This window comes from Lacinutrix sp. YIN62 (genome assembly GCF_057219185.1).
This window is the reverse complement of sequence record NZ_JBXVVH010000020.1, coordinates 20796-41691: the sequence shown is the minus strand read 5'-3', so window position 1 is coordinate 41691 and position 20896 is coordinate 20796. Positions and strand designations below refer to the sequence as shown.

The following is a 20896-nucleotide window of genomic DNA, read 5'->3' as shown; positions in this document are numbered from 1 at the left end:
TAAATGAATTATAGTTTTAGTTAATACTTTTACTCATAAAGTTTTATACTAAATTTAAGTCTATACAAACGTTAGCTTAGATGATTTTACAATGTGGCATTAAATTATACTTTAATAAAATCGTTTTTTAACCTAAACGAAAGAAAGCATTCAGAGGTTCTAAAAAAATGAACCCACGGTAATCAGCCGTGGGTTCTTTCATCAATCAAAAAACGAACAGTTATGATTAACTGTTTGTTGCCATTTTAGGTTGTAAAAACTAACCTAAGTATGTTTTTAATATTTTGCTTCTAGACGTATGTTTTAGTCTACGAATGGCTTTTTCCTTAATTTGTCTTACACGTTCACGTGTCAGGTCAAAGGTTTCACCTATTTCTTCCAAAGTCATTGGATGTTGGTTTCCTAAACCAAAGTATAATCTAATAACATCCGCTTCACGAGGAGTTAATGTTTCTAAAGCTCTTTCAATTTCTGTACGTAATGACTCATGAAGTAATTCTCTATCTGGATTTGGAGATTCTCCACTGTTCAATACATCGTAAAGATTAGAATCTTCTCCTTCGACTAAAGGGGCATCCATACTTACATGACGTCCAGAATTTTTCATAGATTCTTTAACATCATTAATCGTCATATCTAATTCCTTAGCTATTTCTTCAGCACTTGGTGGACGTTCATGTGCTTGTTCTAAAAAGGCAAAGGTTTTGTTTATTTTATTAATAGAACCAATCTTATTAAGTGGTAAACGTACAATACGTGATTGCTCAGCTAATGCTTGTAAGATAGATTGACGAATCCACCATACAGCATACGATATAAATTTAAAACCACGGGTTTCATCAAAACGTTGAGCAGCTTTAATTAACCCCAAGTTACCTTCATTAATTAAATCGGGAAGTGTTAATCCTTGGTTTTGATATTGCTTGGCTACAGAGACAACGAAACGTAAGTTTGCTTTAGTCAATTTCTCTAAAGCTACTTGATCCCCTGCTTTAATACGCTGTGCCAACTCTACTTCTTCATCAGCAGTAATTAAATCCACCTTCCCTATTTCTTGAAGGTATTTATCTAATGAAGCGGTCTCTCTATTGGTTACCTGTTTGGTAATTTTAAGCTGTCTCATTTAAAGTATTTGTGATTTTAATATAAGTGAATAATTTGCTATCAGTAGTTATACGTATATAAGATACGATTTGTTACAAAAAGATTACGTTTTTTTTACAAAATATTTAATATTATGTATTTGTTAAGCTTATTATTGGTCGTTTAGTTTATATAGCGATTACAATAAAGTGTAAATAAAAAATAGTGTAGATGCCACTCTTTTAGATCTTTTGCAAAATTAGGTGCCTTAATTAATTGATATTAGCGATTTTATTTTTCAAGGAGGTGCTTGTGGTCTAGCGCAGACGTTATTATGAAATGGTAAAAGTACAATAGAATAATAACTCTTAAAATTTATTATTTAATAATGTAAAATTATTGTGAATGATTTTTTTATTAAAAAGCAATAAAATTGAAAGCGTATTAGAATAGGGAATGCATCAGTATTAAAGAAAAAGCCCATCAAAATATTTTGATGGGCTTTTATCTAAAATAGGGTTAAAAGAATCTAGTTTTCTTTTTTATCACCTCTTGGTTTTCTATCATCACGACGATTGTCTCGTCCACGATTATCTCGCCCTCTGTTGTCACGGCCACCACGGTCGCTATTCTCTCTTGGAGGTCTTGCAACATAACCTTCTGGTTTAGGTAAGATCGCTTTTCGAGAGACTTTCTCTTTGCGTGTTCTTGAATCTATACCAAAGTATTTTACATCAAAAACGTCTCCCATATTCACAACATCAGAAACGTTTTCTGTACGTTCCCAAGCTAATTCACTAACGTGTAGTAATACTTCATTTCCTGGAGCTTCTGTATATTCAACAACAGCACCAAAATCAAGCATTTTAATAACTTTTACTTCGTAAACGCTACCAACTTGAGGTTTAAATAAAAGCGCATCTATTTTTGCTTGTACAGCATCAATACCTTCACTACCAACGCCTAATATTTCAACAACACCTTCTTCTGTTACTGGGTCTTCATTAATAACAATAGTGGTATTGGTTTCTTTTTGTAATTCTTGAATCACTTTCCCTCCAGGGCCAATTAAAGCTCCAATAAATTCATTTGGAATTCGTCTTGTAATCATTTTAGGGGCATGACCTTTAACATCTGTATTTGGAGTAGAGATGGTATCTGTTAATTTTCCTAAAATATGAATACGTCCATCACGTGCTTGTTTTAAAGCGTTAACAAGAATCTCATACGAGAGTCCTTTTACTTTAATATCCATTTGGCAAGCAGTGATACCGTCTCCAGTTCCCGTTACTTTAAAATCCATATCTCCTAAGTGATCTTCATCTCCTAAAATATCAGATAGTACAGCATATTTACCAGAATCGGCATCAGAAATTAATCCCATAGCGATACCAGAAACAGGTTTTTTTAATTGTACACCAGCATCCATTAATGCCATAGTACCAGAACATACCGTTGCCATAGAAGAAGAACCGTTAGATTCTAATACTTCAGATACAACACGTACTGTGTAAGGACAATCATCAGGGACCATACCTTTTAATGCGCGTTGTGCTAGGTTTCCATGGCCTACCTCACGACGAGAAGTTCCTCTAATAGGTCTTGCTTCTCCTGTAGAGAAAGGCGGGAAGTTATAGTGTAAGTAGAAACGCTCTTCACCTTCATAAGATGGCATATCGACTTGGTTTGCTTCTCTGGAAGTTCCTAGAGTTACAGTTGCCAAAGCCTGTGTTTCCCCACGTGTAAATATTGAAGAACCGTGTGTAGATGGTAAATAATCTACTTCACACCAAATAGGTCTAATTTCATCTGTTTTACGTCCGTCTAAACGAAGGCCTTCATTTAATGTTAAATCTCTAACAGCAGCTTTTTCTGCTTTATAGTAATATTTGGATACAAGTCCTCCGAAATCTTCCAGTTCTTCTTCAGAAAAAGTTGCTTTAATCTCGTCCTTGATTTCAGCAAAGGCTGTACTTCTTTCTTTTTTTGAAGAGCCTGCTTTTGCTACAGTATAGACTTTATTATAAGCCATATCATGTATTTTTTGAGCCAATTCAGCATCTTCTCTTTCTCCTTCATACTCCCGAGTCTCTTTCTTTCCGAAAGCTTCAGCCAATTTTACTTGGGCAGCACATTGTACTTTAATAGCTTCGTGAGCAAATTTAATGGCTTCTATCATTTCTTCTTCAGAAATTTCGTCCATTTCACCTTCAACCATCATTACAGAATCCGCAGAAGCCCCAATCATCATATCAATATCAGAGATTTCTAATTGCGCTCTTGTTGGATTGATTATAAATTCACCATCAATACGACCAACTCTAGCTTCAGAGATTGGGCATTCAAATGGGAAATCCGATAATTGTATCGCTGCAGAAGCTGCTAAACCAGCCATTGCGTCTGGCATAACATTTTCATCATGAGACATTAACTGGATCATGACCTGTGTTTCAGAGTGGTAATCTTTTGGAAACAATGGGCGCAGTACACGGTCCACTAAACGCATTGTTAATACTTCACCATCACTAGGTCTTGCTTCTCTTTTAAAGAAACCGCCTGGGTAACGTCCTGCTGCTGCAAATTTTTCTCTGTAATCTACTGTTAGTGGTAAGAAATCCACATCGGCTTGTTTGTAGTTGGAAACGACTGTACATAATAACATACATTTTCCCGACTGAACAACAACAGATCCATGGGCCTGTTTTGCTAATTTACCGGTTTCGATGGAAATTTCTCTTCCATCACCAAGGTCTATGACCTCTTTAAAAACTTTTGGAATCATAAATGTTTTTTAATTCTAATTAAACAATGGTCGTTGTGTTGTTGTAGTAGTAGTTGTGTGACCAATGAAAAACCATAATTAGCTTCTTCAATTTTGGTGTTTAGACTCTTCCAAAGCGAGTTGTTATATAAGAAAAAACCACGCTCGTAGGCGTGGTCTTTTTTTGAGATTATTTTCTTAATCCTAATTCTTTTACTATCGCACGATATCTTAAGACATCTTTTTTAGTTAAGTAATCCAGTAAAGCTCTTCTTTTACCTACTAGTTTTACTAGAGAACGCTCTGTATTAAAATCTTTACGATTGTTTTTTAAGTGCGCTGTTAAATGGTTTATTCTGTAAGTGAATAATGCAATTTGTCCTTCAGCTGTTCCAGTATCGTTTGTTCCTTTACCGTGTTTTGCGAAGATTTCTTCTTTTGTTTCTTTTGTAAGATACATTCTAATATTATTATAAATGATTGTTATGTATATGGAAGCTTTTCTTCCAAGCGGCAAATATAGTGATTTTAATTGATATAAAACTTAAAATTGTAATTGTTTATTGTTTTGTTAGTGTGTTTGATAACGAGGCGTTTAAGTGAGGTTTATTTGTTTAACTTCGTTTTTTGCCTTAGTATTTATGCTGCACTTATAACTTGAATTTTGACCTTTAAAAAGAAAACCTGTTAAATTCTATATCTAACAGGCTTTATTTATATAATATGTTAAAGTGAATTTATGCTCTCAATGGACGATTCATTATTAAATCGATGTATTGATTCACTTTGTTTTTTAATGCTTTACGTTGCGTTATAAAGTCTAGAAATCCGTGTTCTAACAAAAATTCAGACGTTTGAAACCCTTCAGGAAGTTCTTTTCCTGTAGTATCCCTTACAATTCTGGGGCCTGCAAACCCAATTAAAGCACCAGGCTCAGCAATATTAATATCGCCTAGCATAGCAAAAGAGGCTGTTGTTCCTCCTGTAGTGGGATCTGTACATAAAGAGATGTAAGGTAATCCTGCTTCTGCTAATTGTGCTAATTTTGATGAGGTTTTGGCTAATTGCATTAATGATAAAGCTGCTTCCATCATACGTGCGCCACCAGATTTAGAAATAATCATAAAAGGAAGCTTGTTCTTTAGTGCGTAATCAGCTGCTCTTGCAATTTTTTCGCCAACAACACTACCCATAGAGCCTCCAATAAAACTAAAATCCATTGCCGCTATAACTAAATCTTCGCCTTTAGATTTTCCTACTGCAGTACGTACAGCATCTGTAAGCTTTGTTTTTTCTTGAGCAGCTTTTAAACGCTCTGGATACTTTTTAGTGTCTTCGAATTTAAGCGGGTCTTTAGAGCTTAAATCTTTATCTAATTCCTTAAATGTGTTGTCGTCAAACAATATTTCGAAGTATTCTTTACTTCCTATTCTTACGTGGTAACCATCTTCTGGGCTTACATAAAAGTTTTTTTCTAATTCTTTAGAGTCTATAACTTTTCCTGTAGGCGATTTATACCACAAGCCTTTAGGAATATCTTTTTTTTCTTCGGTTGCGGTTTGTATACCTTTTTCTTTTCTTTTGAACCAAGCCATAATAGTAGGTTTGCGATTTAATTATTTACAGTTTTAAATCCGTTGATCTATACCGTTTATGTTACATATTTAGTTTGTTTTTTGTAGGAAAACAAAAAGTGTAAACTAAAGACTAACTGCAAAATTAAAGTTTTGTTTTTAATTTTGCAGTAACGACATCATAATTTTATAAAGTATTTACATTGTTAAGGTCTTCAAAAGCTTTCTTAAGTCTTTCTACAAAGGAGATTTCGCCTTTTCGTAACCAAACCCTTGGGTCGTAATATTTTTTATTTGGAGATTCAGCGCCCTCTGGATTACCTATTTGAGTTTGTAAATAAGCAGCTTTGTCTTTCATATAGTCGCGTGCCCCAGAAGTAAATGCATATTGCATATCTGTATCGATATTCATTTTAATAACCCCATAACCAATGGCTTCTCTAATTTCTTCAACTGTAGAGCCTGAACCGCCATGGAAAACAAAATCAATATGATTGTGAGGAAGGTTATATTTTTGAGAAACATACTCTTGAGAATGCTTTAAAATTTTTGGGGTTAATTTTACATTTCCAGGCTTGTAAACACCATGTACATTTCCAAAAGCTGCAGCAATAGTAAATTGGTCACTTATTTTGCTTAATTCTTCGTAAGCATAAGCCACTTCTTCGGGTTGTGTGTATAATTTAGACTCGTCTACATCACTGTTGTCTACACCATCTTCTTCTCCGCCAGTAATACCTAGTTCTATTTCCAATGTCATGCCTATTTTACTCATTCGTTTTAAATAGGCTTTACATAATGCTATATTTTCTTCAAGTGGTTCTTCACTTAAATCAATCATATGCGAACTATATAATGGTTTACCTGTTGTTTTAAAGTGCGCTTCACTAGCCTCTAACAAACCATCAATCCAAGGGAGTAATTTTTTTGCACAATGATCGGTATGTAATATCACAGGAACACCATAAGCCTCAGCCATTAAGTGCACGTGCTTGGCACCTGCTATAGAACCTGCAATTGCTGCTTTTTGATTTTCATTACTTAAGCTTTTTCCGGCATTAAAAACACCTCCACCATTAGAAAATTGGATGATTACTGGAGCGTTTAATGCGGCAGCTGTTTCTAAAACACCATTTATAGAGTTTGATCCTACAACATTTACTGCTGGTAAAGCAAACCCCTTTTCTTTAGCCAATTTAAAGATCGCTTGTACTTCTTTCCCTGTAGCTACTCCAGGTTTTATTTGGTGTGACATTTTTTAGTTTTTTTAGTTGAAAAAATTGAGTATCAAAAGTAAACATTTTTTGAATATTAGTGACGAAAAAGACAGGAAAATGGTCTGAAACGTTAACCGAAAATCTTTGTTTTTTAACTTAAAAAGGATAGTTTATTCCAATATTGTAGACTGCGTTAGCAAAATTATAATCGTTAAACCATCGCTTTTTAATTTCGTTGGCAGGATCGTAAGTTTTAAAGCCAATATCGCCTCTAAGTACAAAAAAGTTAAAATCCCAACGTAAGCCAAAGCCTGTTCCTACAGCAATGTCTTTTAAGGACGAAAAAGAGTTAAAGGTTGCAGATTCATCTATGGTATCATCTAAAACATTCCATATATTCCCTGCATCTACGAACAAAGCCCCGTTTAAGTCTCCAAATAAATTAAATCGGCTTTCAGCACTTAAGGCAATTTTTAAATTAGCTTCATTAAATTCATTAGTGGTTTGCGAGCTTCCTGGTCCTAGGTCGTATGGAGACCAAGCACGATTATCGTTTGCACCTCCAGCAAAAAAACTTTTTGAAAATGGAATATTAGTAGAATTTCCATAAGGGATAGCAATTCCAAAAAAGGAACGAATTGCAAATATGTTTTGAGACCCTAGATCCCAGTGTTTAATATAGTCGAGTTCCGTTTTTACGTATTGAGAAAACGCAACATTGAAGAGTTCGTATTTATTGTCACTATTCTTTTCCAGGTTTAATGCTTTAGACGCGGCTGTAAGCATATTACCTGCTAATTCTAACTTTAATCTAAAAATAGAAAAATCGTTATCGAACAGGTTGTCTCGTTTGTCTAATATATAATTAAAATTAGAAGAAAAAATAAGGTTATCTTCTGTAAGTCTTATTTTTCTTTCATCGATGGAGTTAACTGTTTGTAAGTCGTCAGGTGTTATGGATGACCCCAAACTACCACTAGTAGCATCTGTTAAAAATTGATTGGCCTGATCGGGAATGGATAAAGATTCTCCTGGGTTGATGTATCCAGAGTTAATAGCAATATCATTTAAAGTATTGTATGTGTCTGAATAGACTTCAAAATAATTTGAAGTATTTAAATTCTTAACAAATTGAACATTAAGAAGGTCTAGTCTGTTTGTTACACGGGTGTTAGGATACCATCTGTAGTTAAAAGCACCTGTAAAAGTTTGCTTGTCTAAACCAATATTGGTTTGACTTGTTACTTCCATACTAATCCTTGTACTGGGATACATGTAGTCTGGAATTATTTTTTCGGTATTAAAGGGCGAAAATAGTCTAGGAATGGTAAGATTTAAATTGGCTCCAATTTCATTAATATCAAAAAACTGATCACGTTCATTGGCGCCGTCTTTTGAAGCTCCTATCGAGCCTATTCCTGATAATTCAAGTGTTTCAGCACCTCTAAAAATATTTCTAAAGATAATGCTTGGGTTTAAAGCAAGTCCAAAAGTTTGAATGTTACTTTGAGAGGCTTCTGCACTAAAACCTAAAGAAAACTTTTTTAAAGGTGTTAAATAGATGTTGGCCGTTAGGGTCGTGTCAGGATTTTCTACATAATCTATTCTAGGATATTTAAATGTTTTTAAATCACTAATTCTTCTTGAGGTTCGGGGTCTATTAATGTCTTTAAAAACACTGTCTGGTGTAATAAAGATAGCATCTGTTAGTGTTTTAGGATTATACCGTAGTTTCTCGGTGCTATAAATATTAAAACCGTTGTATTTTGTTGAATCTATGATTTGTTTGTCTTTGTCTTCAAATGCGCTATTGGTATAGATATTAACTTCTTTTACTTTATATATTTTAAATGGTGTTCTTACAGAATCTTCTAATTTCCTGTCTTTTATTTGAATGTCTAGCTTTACTTTTTTTGTTTTTCCAAAGGTGTCTACTTCAAAATAAAAATAATCTTGAGAGAAATGGTATACTCCAGAATTTCTCATCACACTTGTAACTCTACGTTTTTCAGATAATATAGATTGTGTCCTGTATTGTTCACCTACTTTTATTAGAGCGTTTTTTTCAATGGTTTTATATATTGAGTCTACTATAGGAGAGGTTATTTTTGTAGATACGGAGTCTATGATATAAGGCTGACCTGTAGTTACTGAATATTGAACTGTTGCTCTTTTGTTGTCTCCTTTATTTGTTTTAGAAGCCGATTGAACATCGAACCAGCCATTATTCCAGTAATGACTTTCTAAGCGTTTTAGCGATTTTTTTGTAAGCGTATCATTAATTATAACAGGAGCTTCCCCCGTTTTTTTTATCCAGCTATTAAAGTTTTTTCTGGATTCCATATGTCTGTATAGCTGCTTTTTAGATAGAAAACGCTCTAAACGTTCTGTTTTTTTAGGATTTTTTGTAAGCTTAGCGTTTAAAATGGAATCTATATTAGGTCTGGCAGTATTGTAAATAAAAAGTTTTAAGGGCGTGTTTATGAATGGTAATTTTTTATTGGGTCTTTGGTATAATAGGTTGTTAATGTTCTCTGCCTTTATTTTCTTATCATTAACCAAAAGGGTTGTGTTTGTCAATAAATGCTCATCAGATGGGACTCGTTTAGCGGAATTACAAGCCATAAAAAAGCTTATAGTTACAATAAATAATAGTATTTTTGAATGCTGATGTTTCAAATAGTCAGATCTTTAAAATGATTAATCTATAGTGTTAATTTTGAGATTTTTTTATAATTTGAATTACTACCGATCCAAAAATACATTTTTTAAATGCTATCAAAAAACCAAATAAAATTAATAACGCGTTTAAAGCAAAAAAAATATAGAGTTCAAGATGGTTTTTTTGTTGCCGAAGGTGTAAAGGTAATTAAAGAGCTTATAAACTCTCCTTTACAATTGCAACATATATTTACAACTAGTGCTTTTAATATAGGTTCTGAAGTAGAAACTTTAATTACAGAAGCGGAATTAAAAAAAATAAGCTTTTTAACGACCCCAAATAAAGCTTTAGCACTTTTTAAAATCCCAGTGGTTAATGCTGTAGATTTTGAAGGACTCGTTGTTGCTTTAGATGCTGTTCGCGATCCAGGTAATTTAGGAACTATTATAAGACTTTGTGACTGGTTTGGAGTAAAAGATATCGTGTGTAGTTTGGATACTGTAGATTGCTATAATCCTAAGGTAATACAAGCAACAATGGGATCTATTACTAGGGTGAATATTAATTATGTTAACCTAGAGCCTTTTATAGCAGGCATAAAAATACCTGTTTACGGGACTTTCATGGATGGAGAAAATGTTTATCAAAACAGATTACCTAAGCATGGGGTTTTAGTAATGGGAAATGAGGCTAATGGTATTTCTAAAACGATGGAAAAACTGGTGAGCAAAAGAATAGCGATACCGCGTTTTGGAGCTTTGCAAGCCACAGAAAGTTTAAACGTAGCAACTGCAACTGCTATTTTATTGAGCGAGTTTAGAAGGGGGTAAATTCCTTAAAATAAATTATGCCGTTTTAAGTTGTTTGCCATGAGATTATTGTTTAATTGTAAGTTTACCTAAATGTGAAGTTTATAAAGACCCCTCGTGTTTTCATAGAGGAGATATTACTTGTCCATGGACTATTTGGGTCTACATCTTTTATTAATTCATCACTAAGCGCAAAAACACCACGTATTGAAGGGGTGAACTTAAACCAATACAGGTAGAAATCTATGCCAAATCCAATATCATAGAATAATACATTTTTTTTAGTTCTAAATTCACCATTGCTATTGTCATCGGGGTTTTTTTCATTACTCGATAAATTTAAGGATGTGGCAACACCAAAAGTAATGAAAGGCTTAAAGTTATTAATGCGTTCTGTAGATAATCTTAGTAATAAAGGGATGTATACATAAGTGGATTTTATTTCCCTTAAAAAATCAGAGTTGTTTGTGTCTGGAACACCTTCAAGATAATTTTCAGGATACATTAAGGTTCTGGTTGTAATTACTAACCCAGGCTCTAACCTTAAGTTTATATGATCGCTAACACGAAGATCCCCAACTAGGCCAACATTAAATCCTGTGGATTTTACTGTTTCAATATCTCCTATATTAGTATTGTAATCAAATTTAAAATCTAAATTATTGACTCCAAAATAGTAGCCCCAACTCAAAGACTCTTTATCCATATTTTCATTGTTTTTCACTTTTTCTTTTGTGAATAACTGAGCAGAACAGGTATGGGCTATAAAAAGGAAGGTAAATAAAATAAACGGGTTTCTCATATTATTATTTTGATGCGGTATAAATGGTCGCCACTCCAAAAGTTTGTGGCAAATCTGTAACATTTATAAACCCAATATTACGTAAAATATTGTTCAAAGCGTCACCATATGGAAAAACAGAGGCCGATTCGCAAAGGTATTTATATGCGCTTCGGTCTTTAGAAAACGTTTTTCCTATTAGTGGCAATATGTTTTTTGTGTAAAAACGATAGCCTTGTTTGTAAGGTGTTTTACTGGGTATAGACGTTTCTAAGATAACAAATATTCCACCAGGTTTTAAAACACGAAGTATCTCTTTTAAACCGTTTTCTAAAGTTTCAAAATTGCGAACCCCGAAAGCAACTGTTATAGCACTAAAGGTATTGTCTTCGAAGGGAATGTTTTCAGAGTCGCCTAAAATCATTTCAATTTTAGTCTCTAAACCTTTATGCTGTATTTTTTTCTTAGCAACTTCAAGCATGCCACTACTTATATCTAAACCCGTAATTTTGCTAGCATTAGTTTTAGCTAGATTGATTGCTAAATCGCCAGTTCCTGTGGCTATATCAAGAATGGATTCTGGTTGTGTTTTCTTTACAATATTTACAACCTTTTTACGCCATTTTATATCAATACCAAAAGAAATAACACGGTTTAAGCCGTCATAGTCTTCAGATATAGTGTCAAACATTTTAGTAACTTGTTCTTTTTTGCCAAGATTACTATCTTTATAAGGCTTTATTTTTGTCAAAACTTATATTTTTGACAAAACTACAATGTTTTTAATAAAGTTTAAACTGAAAAACGGAAATAAGCAAATTCTTCTTTGCTAATAAGGTAAACTAGTACTATTTATGGAGGTGTTAAAGTAACTATTCCTTTTTAACCACTTAAAGAAACGTTAATTTAATTATCTTTGTTATTCTTTATATTAAAAACGAAAAATGGATTATTCACATCAAGAGCGATATCATATTAATAGATATGCGTATTAGACTATACCATCTGGTTATTCAGAAACAATAAAAAAACAGATGAAAATAATAATTGCAGGCGCTGGTGAAGTCGGATTTCATTTAGCAAAATTACTTTCTTATGAATCACAGGAAATTACCTTAATAGATACAAATAAGGAAAGTTTATCCTATGCCGATAATCATTTAGACATACGTGTGCTTAAAGGAGATGCAACCTCTATCTCTATTTTAAAAGAGGCAAGGGTGTCTAATAGTGATTTGGTTATTGCTGTTACAGCATCTGAAGCTACAAATATTACCGTTTGTGTTTTGGCTAAGCAGTTAGGTGCTAAACGTACTATTGCAAGAATCTCTAACACGGAATTTATTAGGTATAAAGATGAGGTCGGGTTTACACGCTTCGGGATTGATGAATTAATTTCACCAGAATCATTAGCGGCAGCAGAGATTGAATTATTATTAGATCAATCTGCGTTTAATGAAAGCTATCAGTTTGAGGAAGGCGCTTTAACGATGGTGAGTTTAAGTTTATCACGCACAGCCTTGTTTGTAGGGAAAACAGTAAAAGAAGCAGCGCAATTATTTTCCGAAATTCATTTTGTACCTATTGCAATACAACGTTTTGGTACGCAGTACACTATAATACCTAGAGGCGATACGCAGTTTAAAGAAGGCGATACGGTTGTTTTTATAACAAGTGAAGGAGGAGGAGAAGAGTTATGTAAAATGACGGGGAAAACTTACGAGCCTATTAAGGATGTAATGATTCTTGGAGGGAGTAAAATAGGATATAAAACGTCTCGAGATTTAAGTTCTAGAAATTTTAATGTAAAACTTATTGAAAAAGATAAAGAGAGTGCTTTCGAATTAGCCGATGAGTTGGAAAATGTCTTGGTTATAAATGGCGATGGTAGAAATGTTGAGCTATTAGATGAGGAGAATATAGGAGAAATGGATGCCTTTATATCTGTTACCGGTAATTCAGAAACGAATATCATGTCGTGTTTAGTTGCAAAGTCTAAAGGGGTTAAAAAAACAATTGCTTTAGTTGAAAATATGGATTACTTTGAGTTGTCTCAATCTATAGGAATTGATACTTTGATAAATAAGAAGTTATTGGCTGCAAATAATATTTTTAGATACATTCGTAAAGGTGAGGTAATAGCAATGACCAAGTTGAATAATATGAATGCGGAATTACTTGAGTTTAGAGTAAAGGAAACATCTAAAATTCGAAACAAAGTCATTAAGGATATTGAATTTCCACGCTCTGCAATTATTGGAGGGGTTATTAGAGCTGGTAACGGTTTGATTGCATTGGGAGATTTTAGGGTTCAAGAAGGCGATTATATTGTTGTATGTTGTTTGCCAAGAGCTATAAAACAAGTAGAAAAATTATTCTTATAACCAGAACATGCGTAAACGCTTAAAACTTAATTATAAGATTATTTTCCATTTTTTTGGATTACTATTTTTGTTTAATGGCGGCTTTATGCTTATTTCAACACTAGTTAGTCTTATCTATAAAGATGGAGTTACATTTAAATTATTCTTGTCTGGAATAATGACATTTCTAGTAGGTGTTTTCGCTATGGTTTTTACGCGAGACCATAAAAAGGAAATGAATAAGCGAGAGGGATACATTGTAGTTTCTTTTGGTTGGGTGGTCATGGCGCTTTCAGGAACATTGCCTTATGTGTTTACTGGAGCTATCCCGAGTTTTACAGATGCTTTTTTTGAGACGATGTCAGGCTTTACAACAACAGGGGCTTCAATTCTTAACGATATTGAAATTGTGCCAAAAGGTGTTTTATTTTGGAGAAGTCTTACGCATTGGATTGGAGGTATGGGCATTATTGTATTAGCCGTTGCTATCTTGCCTTTATTGGGTATTGGAGGGATGCAATTATTTGCAGCAGAAGCACCTGGTCCAAGTGCCGATAAATTACATCCGCGTATTACCGATACCGCAAAACGCTTGTGGCTTATTTATTTTGCTTATACTGCGATAGAAACTATTTTACTTAAAGTTTCAGGAATGTCTTTCTTTGATGCGATTAATCACTCAATGAGTACGTTGTCTACAGGTGGGTTTTCTACAAAAAACGCCAGTCTTGCTCATTGGAATGATAAGCCAATAATACAATACATTGTTATTTTGTTTATGTTTTTGGCAGGTACAAATTTTGTGTTGAGTTATTTTGCTTTTAAAGGAAAGGTGAGAAAAGTGATTGTAGATGAGGAATTTAAATTGTATTTTAAATTCGTCTCTATTTTTACGATTATAGCTTCTTTAATTATTTATTTTAGAGCAGATTTGAGCTTGTCATCTATAGAGCATCCTGCTGTTTTAGGAGCGGCAGAAAGCGTATTTAGGCACGCCTTGTTTCAAGTATTAGCCGTTATTACGACAACAGGATTCGTTTCGGCTGATTATACTTTATGGACGCCCTTTTTAACTGTTTTCTTTTTTGGGTTGATGTTTCTAGGGGGGTCTGCAGGGAGTACCTCTGGAGGTATAAAAGTAGTAAGACACCTAATTACTATAAAAAATGGATTTTTAGAATTTAAGCGTACCTTACATCCTAACGCAATTTTGCCAGTGCGTTATAATAAAAGAGCAGTGTCTGGAGGTATCGTATTTAATATTTTAGGGTTCTTCATTTTATATATGCTGTCTTTTATCGTTGGAGCTTTAGGCTTTTCTATGATGCAAATCGATTTTGAATCGGCTATTGGGCTTGCGGCATCAAGTTTAGGTAATGTTGGGCCCGCCTTTGGAGAGTTTGGGCCTGTAAATAATTATGCCGCTTTACCAAGTATCGGAAAATGGTGGGCTTCTTTTTTAATGCTTATCGGTAGGTTGGAGCTTTTTACTGTTTTGATATTGTTAACACCTTTCTTTTGGAGGAATAGATAGTATGTTTCTTTTTAATCGTGTTTAAGTAGGACTATCAGGATTCTTGTTACATTTTTAGTTGTTATTCGTTGTATTTGTATAACCTCTAAATTAATCACCATGGAATTACTTAAAACACCTCAAAATATAGCCCCATTGTATACTCCTGAATTATGCCTTCATAATTGCTCATTAGGGATTTTGAATTCTGAATATAAAGCCATCGTAAATAATAATTTTAATAATTTAAAAAAACGTTCTCTTTTTGGGATTAAGCAGCACGTTAAAAGCATACAGTATAATACAAGTGATACTATTTCAGTTGTATTAAGAGTGTCTTTGTTTCTTATGGGGTTGTTTTTAGCCTTTTAATTAAAGCGCTTGTTGTTTAATAGGTAAGACATGAGTGCTAATAACAAAAAAAGACTGCCTTTTCAAGCAGTCTTTTTATAATAGAAATAAAATATTATTAGCTCACAGCTTCTTTTATTCTTTTTATCGCTTCAATAATTTGCTCTTGAGAAGCAGCATATGAAATTCTAATTGAATTAGGATTTCCAAAGGCGTCTCCAGTAACAGTAGCAACCAATGCTTCTTCTAATAAGTATAACGAAAAGTCTGTAGCGTTGTTTATTGTTTGTCCGCGCAAGGTTTTTCCAAAGAAATGCGAAATATCAGGAAAAACATAAAACGCACCTTCTGGGGTGTTCGTTTTAAAGCCTTCTATATCATTTAATAAATTTAAGGTGAGATCACGGCGAATTTTAAATTCATCGATCATATATTTTACTGTGTTAGGGTTCGCATTTAAAGCTGTAATTACAGCACGCTGAGCAATACAGTTTGCACCACTAGTTATTTGACCCTGCATTTTATTGCAAGCTCTTGCAATCCAATCTGGAGCTCCTATAAAGCCAATCCTCCATCCGGTCATGGCAAAAGCTTTAGAAACACCGTTTACAGTAATGGTGCGCTCAAACATGCCTTCAATACTAGCCATACTGGCATGAGGTTTCCCTGTGTAATTTATGTGTTCATAAATTTCATCGGAAACAACGTAGAGGTTAGGGTGTTTCTTTATAATTTCAGCCAAGGATTCCAATTCTTCTTTACTATACAATGAGCCACTAGGGTTGCAAGGGGAACTAAACCAAAGCATTTTAGTTTTAGGCGTAATGGCCGCTTCTAGTTGAGAAGCTGTCATCTTGAAATCGGTGTCAATAGAGGTTTTTACTTCCACAGGCACACCATCGGCTAGTTTTATAATATCACTATAACTTACCCAATAAGGGCAAGGTAATATCACTTCATCGCCCTTATTTATCATGACCATTGCGATATTAGCTAAACTTTGTTTTGCTCCAGTAGAAACTACAATTTGCGGGAGTGTATAGTTTAGGTTATTGTCTCGCTTAAATTTTGTAATTACTGCTTCTTTAAGTGCTACATAGCCATCTACAGGAGTGTATGAGTTGTAGTCGTCATTTACGGCTTGTATGGCGGCTTCTTTAATAAAATCGGGCGTGTTAAAATCGGGTTCCCCCAAGCTTAATCCGATAATATCTTTGCCTTCGCCTCTTAGTTCTCTAGCCTTTGCTGCCATTGCTAAAGTTGCAGACGTGGCCATGTTTAAAATACGTTCTGAAAGTTGACTCATTAAATGTGTTAATTAGGCTTGTAAAGCTGGTTTTATACCCATTTCGCGTAAATATTTAAAATGTGCTATTATAGCTTTGCGAGTAGTTTTGTATTCGTTGTATGGTAAGTTAAACTCTTGTGCTGTACTTTTAACTATCTCTGCTATTTTACCATAGTGGATATGACTAATGTTTGGGAAAATATGGTGCTCTACTTGGTGATTTAATCCGCCAGTAAACCAATTAGCGATTTTACTTTTTCGACCAAAATTCACAGTCGTTTTAAGTTGGTGAATTGCCCAAGTATTTTTCATCGTCCCATTTTCAGCAGGTAAAGGCATTTCAGCTTCTTCCATAACATGTGCCAATTGAAAAACAACACTAAGGATTAATCCAGCGGTATAATGCATTATGAAAAAGCCTAATAGTATTTTCCACCAGGCAGCATCTAAGATTAACATTGGTAAAACAATCCATATAGCCAAATATATAATTTTAGAAATTACTAATTTGCTCCAGTTAGCCACTGGGTTAGGAAATTCACCATAAGATAATTTCCGTTTCATATAACGCTTCATTTGTTGGAAATCTGTTGTAATCGCCCAGTTTATGGTTAGCAATCCATATAAAAGTACAGAATAATAGTGTTGAAATTTATGATGCCATTGCCATTTGGAATGCTCAGAAAAACGTAAAATGCGGCCAGCTTCTAAATCTTCATCATGCCCATGGATATTAGTGTAAGTATGGTGTAAAACATTATGTTGTACTTGCCAGTTATAAACGTTTCCTGCAAGAATATAAATACTGCTACCCATTAAACGATTAATCCACTCTTTATTAGAAAAAGAACCGTGGTTTCCATCGTGCATAACATTCATGCCAACACCAGCCATTCCAATTCCCATAACTATTGTTAGTAAGAGTTGCGCCCAGCCAGGCATATTAAGAGTTAGCAATAAAAAATAAGGGGCTAGAAAAACAGAAAACATAATGACTGTTTTTAGCCAAAGTTTCCAATTACCAGTACGTTTTATGTTGTTGTCTTTAAAATAAGAGTTTACCCTTTTGTTAAGGGTTCTAAAAAACTTTGCAGAGTCCGTTCTTGAGAACGATAAAGCCTGTTCTGTCATAATTTATTATTTTAATGTGGTGCGTTTAAATTTTACGAACCATATTTTGTGACAAAGATAATTAATAATGCGTTTGAAGTAATCAAGAAATTCATAAAATTATGCCCGTAAAATGTATATTTTTGCAAAAAAAAATACATCTATGGAGCTCATTTTAAAATACTTTCCTAATCTTAGTCAAGATCAAATTGAGAAATTCTCAAAACTAGAAACATTGTATCAAGATTGGAATCTGAAAATCAATGTAGTATCCCGTAAGGATATAGATGAACTGTATTTGCGTCACGTGTTACATTCTTTGGCTATTGCTAAGGTTATGACGTTTAAGGACGGAAGTACGATTATGGACGTCGGTACTGGCGGTGGTTTTCCAGGAATTCCTTTGGCTATTTTATTTCCAGAATGCGATTTTCATTTGGTAGATAGCATTGCTAAAAAGCTTAAAGTTGTTAATGAAGTTGTTGAGGGACTGGGGCTAAAAAATGTAAGAACAACGCATACTCGTGTTGAGGAGATTAAAGAAACTTATGACTTTATTGTAAGTAGGGCTGTAGCAGCAATGCCTACTTTTTCGCATTGGGTAAAAGGGAAAATAAAGAAGGAAAGTAAGCATGTTCTAAAAAATGGGATATTATATCTTAAAGGCGGAGATTTAACTGAAGAATTACAAGGTTATAAAACAGCAACTTTATATAATTTAAGTGATTTTTATACAGAAGATTTTTATGAGACCAAAAAAGTGGTTCATCTTCCGCTTAAATATCGGAAATAAGTATGATTATAACAATGTTTGTTACGTTTGTATAATAAAAAAGCCTCAAATTAAATATTTGAGGCTTTTTTTGTATTGTAATTTATAAATCTGATGTCCTTATTCTCCTAAAAAAGGATAACGATAATCTGTAGGAGTTACAAAGGTCTCTTTAATCATTCTTGGAGAAACCCAGCGGAGTAAATTTAAAGCACTACCTGCTTTATCGTTCGTTCCAGATCCTCTAGCGCCACCAAAAGGTTGTTGGCCTACAACAGCACCTGTTGGTTTGTCATTTATATAGAAGTTTCCTGCAGAATTTTCTAGAGCTTTGGTCGCTTCTACTATGGCATAACGATCTGTGGCTAAAATAGCTCCTGTTAACGCATAGTCACTAGTTTCATCAACCATTTTTAATGTTTCAGAATATTGATCGTCTTCAAAAACATAAATAGTAATGACTGGCCCAAATAATTCATCACACATCGTGGTGTATTTCGGGTCGTTGGTTAAAATAACAGTAGGTTCAACAAAATAGCCTTTGCTTTTATCGTAACCACCACCAACAATAATTTCGGCATTACTGTCAGCTTTGGCTTGGTCTAAGTACTTAGCTAATTTATCAAATGAACCTTCGTGAATTACAGCAGTAATGAAGTTGCTCATATCTTCAGGCGATCCTGTTTTAAAGGAATTAACATCTTCTATTACATGTTTTTTTACATCTTCCCATATGCTTTTTGAGATGTAAGCACGAGATGCGGCACTACACTTTTGTCCTTGAAATTCAAAGGCACCACGAACTATAGCGGTAGCGACTTGCTTTGCTTTAGCAGATTTGTGAGCGACAATAAAATCTTTACCACCAGTTTCTCCTACTATTTTTGGATACGTTTTATAGTGATGTATGTTGTTTCCAATTTGTTTCCAAAGTTCTTTGAATATGTATGTAGAGCCTGTAAAATGTAAACCAGAAAAATCAGGGCTATCCAATACTGTTTCTGTGATCATTACTGGATCTCCAAAAACAACATTTATAACACCTGGAGGAACACCAGCTTCCTCAAAAACATCCATAATTACTTTAGCCGAGTATATTTGAGAATCACTAGGCTTCCATACCACAACATTTCCCATCATAGCCATGCAAGAGGGTAGGTTCCCTGCGATAGCAGTAAAGTTAAAAGGGGTTACCGCATAAACGAAACCTTCTAGAGGACGGTATTCTAATCTATTCCATGCATCACTAGTGCTTTCTGGTTGTTCATGATAAATATCCGTCATGTACTGCACGTTAAAACGTAAAAAGTCAATCAACTCACAGGCTGCGTCAATTTCTGCTTGATGTATGGTTTTTGATTGTGCCATCATTGTAGCAGCATTTATTCTAGCTCTATAAGGACCTGCAATTAATTCAGCAGCCTTTAAAAAGATCCCTGCGCGATGTTCCCAAGGCATTTGCGACCATGATTTTCTAGCTTCTAAAGCTGTAGCAATGGCGTCGTCTATGTGTTTCTTTTCGGCTAAATGATAATGCCCTACTATATGTTGATGATCGTGAGGAGGAGACATTGTTCTGGTATTTCCAGTAGTAATATCTTTTCCATTTATATACATTGGTACCTCTAGCTTGCTGTTATACATTTCTTTGTAAGCCTTAGCTATGGCTTCTCTGTGTTCACAACCTGGAGCATAGCTTCTAACCGGCTCATTTACTGCGACTGGTACATTGAAAAATCCTTTTCCCATGATTATTTTTTGATTATTTTGTTTTAATTTTTTGAAGTTCAAAGTTACAACTTTTTTGCCGATTATTTGAGGGAAAGGATTCCTACACCTATTCTTATATCTTGTGTTTTTTTTGTAAGTTGCCATTTGATTTTTAGACTATAGTATTTATGTGTACAGTTACGATTTTTCCAATAGGAGATAATGATTTTGTGTTAACATCTAATAGAGATGAAGCACCCGATAGGATAGCACTTGCTCCTGATTTTTATGATGTTAATAGTGTTAAAATGCTATTACCTAAGGATAAATTGTCTGGAGGGTCGTGGGTTGGAGTAAGCGATAGGAATCGTGTGCTATGTTTGCTTAATGGGGGATTTCTAATTCATGAAAAACAAAATCATTACAGACAAAGTAGAGGTGTTGTTGTTCGTGATTTATTAGCCGCTGAAAATATTGAGGACTCTGTAGGGCAATATAACTTAAAGGATGTAGAACCTTTTACTTTAGTGATTGCCGACTGGAATTCTGAGCTTCATTTTTATGAACTGGTTTGGGATGGTAGTAAGAAACATTTTCAAAAATTGCCATTAGCACCTAGAATTTGGTCTTCTTCAACATTGTATTCTGAAGCTCGAAAACAAGAGCGTTTGGAGTGGTTTAACGATTTTAAATCTGAAAGCGAATTAACTCCCAGTAGCGCATTGCAATTTCATAAAACTGCTGGAAAAGGGAATCTTGATTATGGTGTTATTATGGATCGTGGAATTGTGAAAACAACAAGTGTTACTCAGGTGAAAAAAGAAAATAATAAAATCGCTATGCGTTTTGAGAATATCAATACGTCTGAAATTGAAGCAAAACACTTATTAGTTACACAATAA

Annotated in this window: 17 protein-coding genes; 6 read left to right on the top strand and 11 right to left on the bottom strand. The window is 34.2% G+C overall.

The features are described 5' to 3' along the window. Positions 1–259: 259 nt before the first annotated feature. From AC2D8I_RS13090 to tamL, 6 genes are all read right to left on the bottom strand, one after another. Positions 260–1123, bottom strand: coding sequence for a sigma-70 family RNA polymerase sigma factor (locus AC2D8I_RS13090; RefSeq protein ID WP_013869172.1), 864 nt, complete (start codon positions 1121–1123; stop codon positions 260–262). Positions 1124–1612: 489 nt separating this feature from the next. Beyond that, entirely contained in the window at positions 1613–3865 is a 2253-nt protein-coding gene (locus tag AC2D8I_RS13085; protein ID WP_484706469.1) for a polyribonucleotide nucleotidyltransferase, read from the bottom strand. 169 nt (positions 3866–4034) lie between these two features. Next, positions 4035–4304: a 30S ribosomal protein S15 gene (rpsO, locus tag AC2D8I_RS13080; RefSeq protein ID WP_484706468.1), complete on the bottom strand. Its 270-nt coding sequence runs from the start codon at positions 4302–4304 to the stop codon at positions 4035–4037. Between the two features lie 277 nt (positions 4305–4581). Continuing rightward, positions 4582–5439 (bottom strand): acetyl-CoA carboxylase, carboxyltransferase subunit beta, encoded by an 858-nt coding sequence (gene accD, locus AC2D8I_RS13075; RefSeq protein ID WP_484706467.1) that lies wholly within the window; start codon positions 5437–5439, stop codon positions 4582–4584. A 166-nt stretch (positions 5440–5605) separates the two neighbouring features. Next, complete coding sequence (gene fbaA, locus AC2D8I_RS13070) at positions 5606–6673, bottom strand: class II fructose-bisphosphate aldolase (RefSeq protein WP_484706466.1); 1068 nt, start codon at positions 6671–6673, stop codon at positions 5606–5608. A 118-nt stretch (positions 6674–6791) separates the two neighbouring features. Beyond that, complete coding sequence (gene tamL, locus AC2D8I_RS13065) at positions 6792–9314, bottom strand: translocation and assembly module lipoprotein TamL (protein WP_484706465.1); 2523 nt, start codon at positions 9312–9314, stop codon at positions 6792–6794. Positions 9315–9407: 93 nt separating this feature from the next. On the opposite strand from tamL, the gene AC2D8I_RS13060 reads away from it, so the two are divergent. Continuing rightward, positions 9408–10127, top strand: coding sequence for a TrmH family RNA methyltransferase (locus AC2D8I_RS13060; RefSeq protein WP_484706464.1), 720 nt, complete (start codon positions 9408–9410; stop codon positions 10125–10127). 64 nt (positions 10128–10191) lie between these two features. On the opposite strand, the gene porT is transcribed toward AC2D8I_RS13060, so the two are convergent. Both porT and ubiE read right to left on the bottom strand, forming a co-directional pair. Continuing rightward, a complete protein-coding gene (porT, locus tag AC2D8I_RS13055) occupies positions 10192–10908 on the bottom strand; it encodes a type IX secretion/gliding motility protein PorT/SprT (RefSeq protein WP_484706463.1) in 717 nt (238 codons plus the stop codon). Positions 10909–10912: 4 nt separating this feature from the next. Then, positions 10913–11638 (bottom strand): bifunctional demethylmenaquinone methyltransferase/2-methoxy-6-polyprenyl-1,4-benzoquinol methylase UbiE, encoded by a 726-nt coding sequence (gene ubiE, locus AC2D8I_RS13050; protein WP_484706462.1) that lies wholly within the window; start codon positions 11636–11638, stop codon positions 10913–10915. 283 nt (positions 11639–11921) lie between these two features. Here ubiE and trkA point away from each other — a divergent pair, with 283 nt between their 5' ends. The 3 genes from trkA to AC2D8I_RS13035 all read left to right on the top strand — a co-directional run bounded on the left by trkA (position 11922) and on the right by AC2D8I_RS13035 (position 15135). Then, complete coding sequence (trkA, locus tag AC2D8I_RS13045; RefSeq protein WP_484706461.1) at positions 11922–13271, top strand: Trk system potassium transporter TrkA; 1350 nt, start codon at positions 11922–11924, stop codon at positions 13269–13271. Positions 13272–13278: 7 nt separating this feature from the next. After that, the gene (locus AC2D8I_RS13040) at positions 13279–14784 is read left to right on the top strand and encodes a TrkH family potassium uptake protein (RefSeq protein ID WP_484706460.1); all 1506 of its coding nucleotides are present in this window, start codon (positions 13279–13281) and stop codon (positions 14782–14784) included. Positions 14785–14883: 99 nt separating this feature from the next. Next, positions 14884–15135, top strand: coding sequence for a hypothetical protein (locus tag AC2D8I_RS13035; protein WP_484706459.1), 252 nt, complete (start codon positions 14884–14886; stop codon positions 15133–15135). Positions 15136–15232: 97 nt separating this feature from the next. On the opposite strand, the gene AC2D8I_RS13030 is transcribed toward AC2D8I_RS13035, so the two are convergent. Both AC2D8I_RS13030 and AC2D8I_RS13025 read right to left on the bottom strand, forming a co-directional pair. Then, positions 15233–16420 (bottom strand): pyridoxal phosphate-dependent aminotransferase, encoded by a 1188-nt coding sequence (locus AC2D8I_RS13030; RefSeq protein WP_484706458.1) that lies wholly within the window; start codon positions 16418–16420, stop codon positions 15233–15235. Between the two features lie 12 nt (positions 16421–16432). Next, complete coding sequence (locus AC2D8I_RS13025) at positions 16433–17533, bottom strand: fatty acid desaturase family protein (RefSeq protein ID WP_484706457.1); 1101 nt, start codon at positions 17531–17533, stop codon at positions 16433–16435. Positions 17534–17675: 142 nt separating this feature from the next. Between AC2D8I_RS13025 and rsmG the strand changes: the two genes are divergently transcribed. After that, a complete protein-coding gene (gene rsmG, locus AC2D8I_RS13020; protein WP_484706456.1) occupies positions 17676–18305 on the top strand; it encodes a 16S rRNA (guanine(527)-N(7))-methyltransferase RsmG in 630 nt (209 codons plus the stop codon). A gap of 99 nt (positions 18306–18404) precedes the next feature. On the opposite strand, the gene pruA is transcribed toward rsmG, so the two are convergent. Then, a complete protein-coding gene (gene pruA, locus AC2D8I_RS13015) occupies positions 18405–20033 on the bottom strand; it encodes an L-glutamate gamma-semialdehyde dehydrogenase (protein ID WP_484706455.1) in 1629 nt (542 codons plus the stop codon). Between the two features lie 149 nt (positions 20034–20182). Between pruA and AC2D8I_RS13010 the strand changes: the two genes are divergently transcribed. Further along, positions 20183–20896 (top strand): NRDE family protein, encoded by a 714-nt coding sequence (locus AC2D8I_RS13010; protein WP_484706454.1) that lies wholly within the window; start codon positions 20183–20185, stop codon positions 20894–20896.

Bases quoted from the DNA above. Each gene is read 5' to 3' on its own strand.
- AC2D8I_RS13035 (WP_484706459.1), top strand. From the start codon at position 14,884: ATGGAATTACTTAAAACACCTCAAAATATAGCCCCATTGTATACTCCT.
- AC2D8I_RS13030 (WP_484706458.1), bottom strand. From the start codon at position 16,420: ATGAGTCAACTTTCAGAACGTATTTTAAACATGGCCACGTCTGCAACT.
- rsmG (WP_484706456.1), top strand. From the start codon at position 17,676: ATGGAGCTCATTTTAAAATACTTTCCTAATCTTAGTCAAGATCAAATT.
- AC2D8I_RS13085 (WP_484706469.1), bottom strand. From the start codon at position 3,865: ATGATTCCAAAAGTTTTTAAAGAGGTCATAGACCTTGGTGATGGAAGA.
- rpsO (WP_484706468.1), bottom strand. From the start codon at position 4,304: ATGTATCTTACAAAAGAAACAAAAGAAGAAATCTTCGCAAAACACGGT.
- fbaA (WP_484706466.1), bottom strand. From the start codon at position 6,673: ATGTCACACCAAATAAAACCTGGAGTAGCTACAGGGAAAGAAGTACAA.
- trkA (WP_484706461.1), top strand. From the start codon at position 11,922: ATGAAAATAATAATTGCAGGCGCTGGTGAAGTCGGATTTCATTTAGCA.
- AC2D8I_RS13010 (WP_484706454.1), top strand. From the start codon at position 20,183: ATGTGTACAGTTACGATTTTTCCAATAGGAGATAATGATTTTGTGTTA.
- AC2D8I_RS13025 (WP_484706457.1), bottom strand. From the start codon at position 17,533: ATGACAGAACAGGCTTTATCGTTCTCAAGAACGGACTCTGCAAAGTTT.
- AC2D8I_RS13060 (WP_484706464.1), top strand. From the start codon at position 9,408: ATGCTATCAAAAAACCAAATAAAATTAATAACGCGTTTAAAGCAAAAA.
- AC2D8I_RS13040 (WP_484706460.1), top strand. From the start codon at position 13,279: ATGCGTAAACGCTTAAAACTTAATTATAAGATTATTTTCCATTTTTTT.
- porT (WP_484706463.1), bottom strand. From the start codon at position 10,908: ATGAGAAACCCGTTTATTTTATTTACCTTCCTTTTTATAGCCCATACC.
- AC2D8I_RS13090 (WP_013869172.1), bottom strand. From the start codon at position 1,123: ATGAGACAGCTTAAAATTACCAAACAGGTAACCAATAGAGAGACCGCT.
- pruA (WP_484706455.1), bottom strand. From the start codon at position 20,033: ATGGGAAAAGGATTTTTCAATGTACCAGTCGCAGTAAATGAGCCGGTT.
- accD (WP_484706467.1), bottom strand. From the start codon at position 5,439: ATGGCTTGGTTCAAAAGAAAAGAAAAAGGTATACAAACCGCAACCGAA.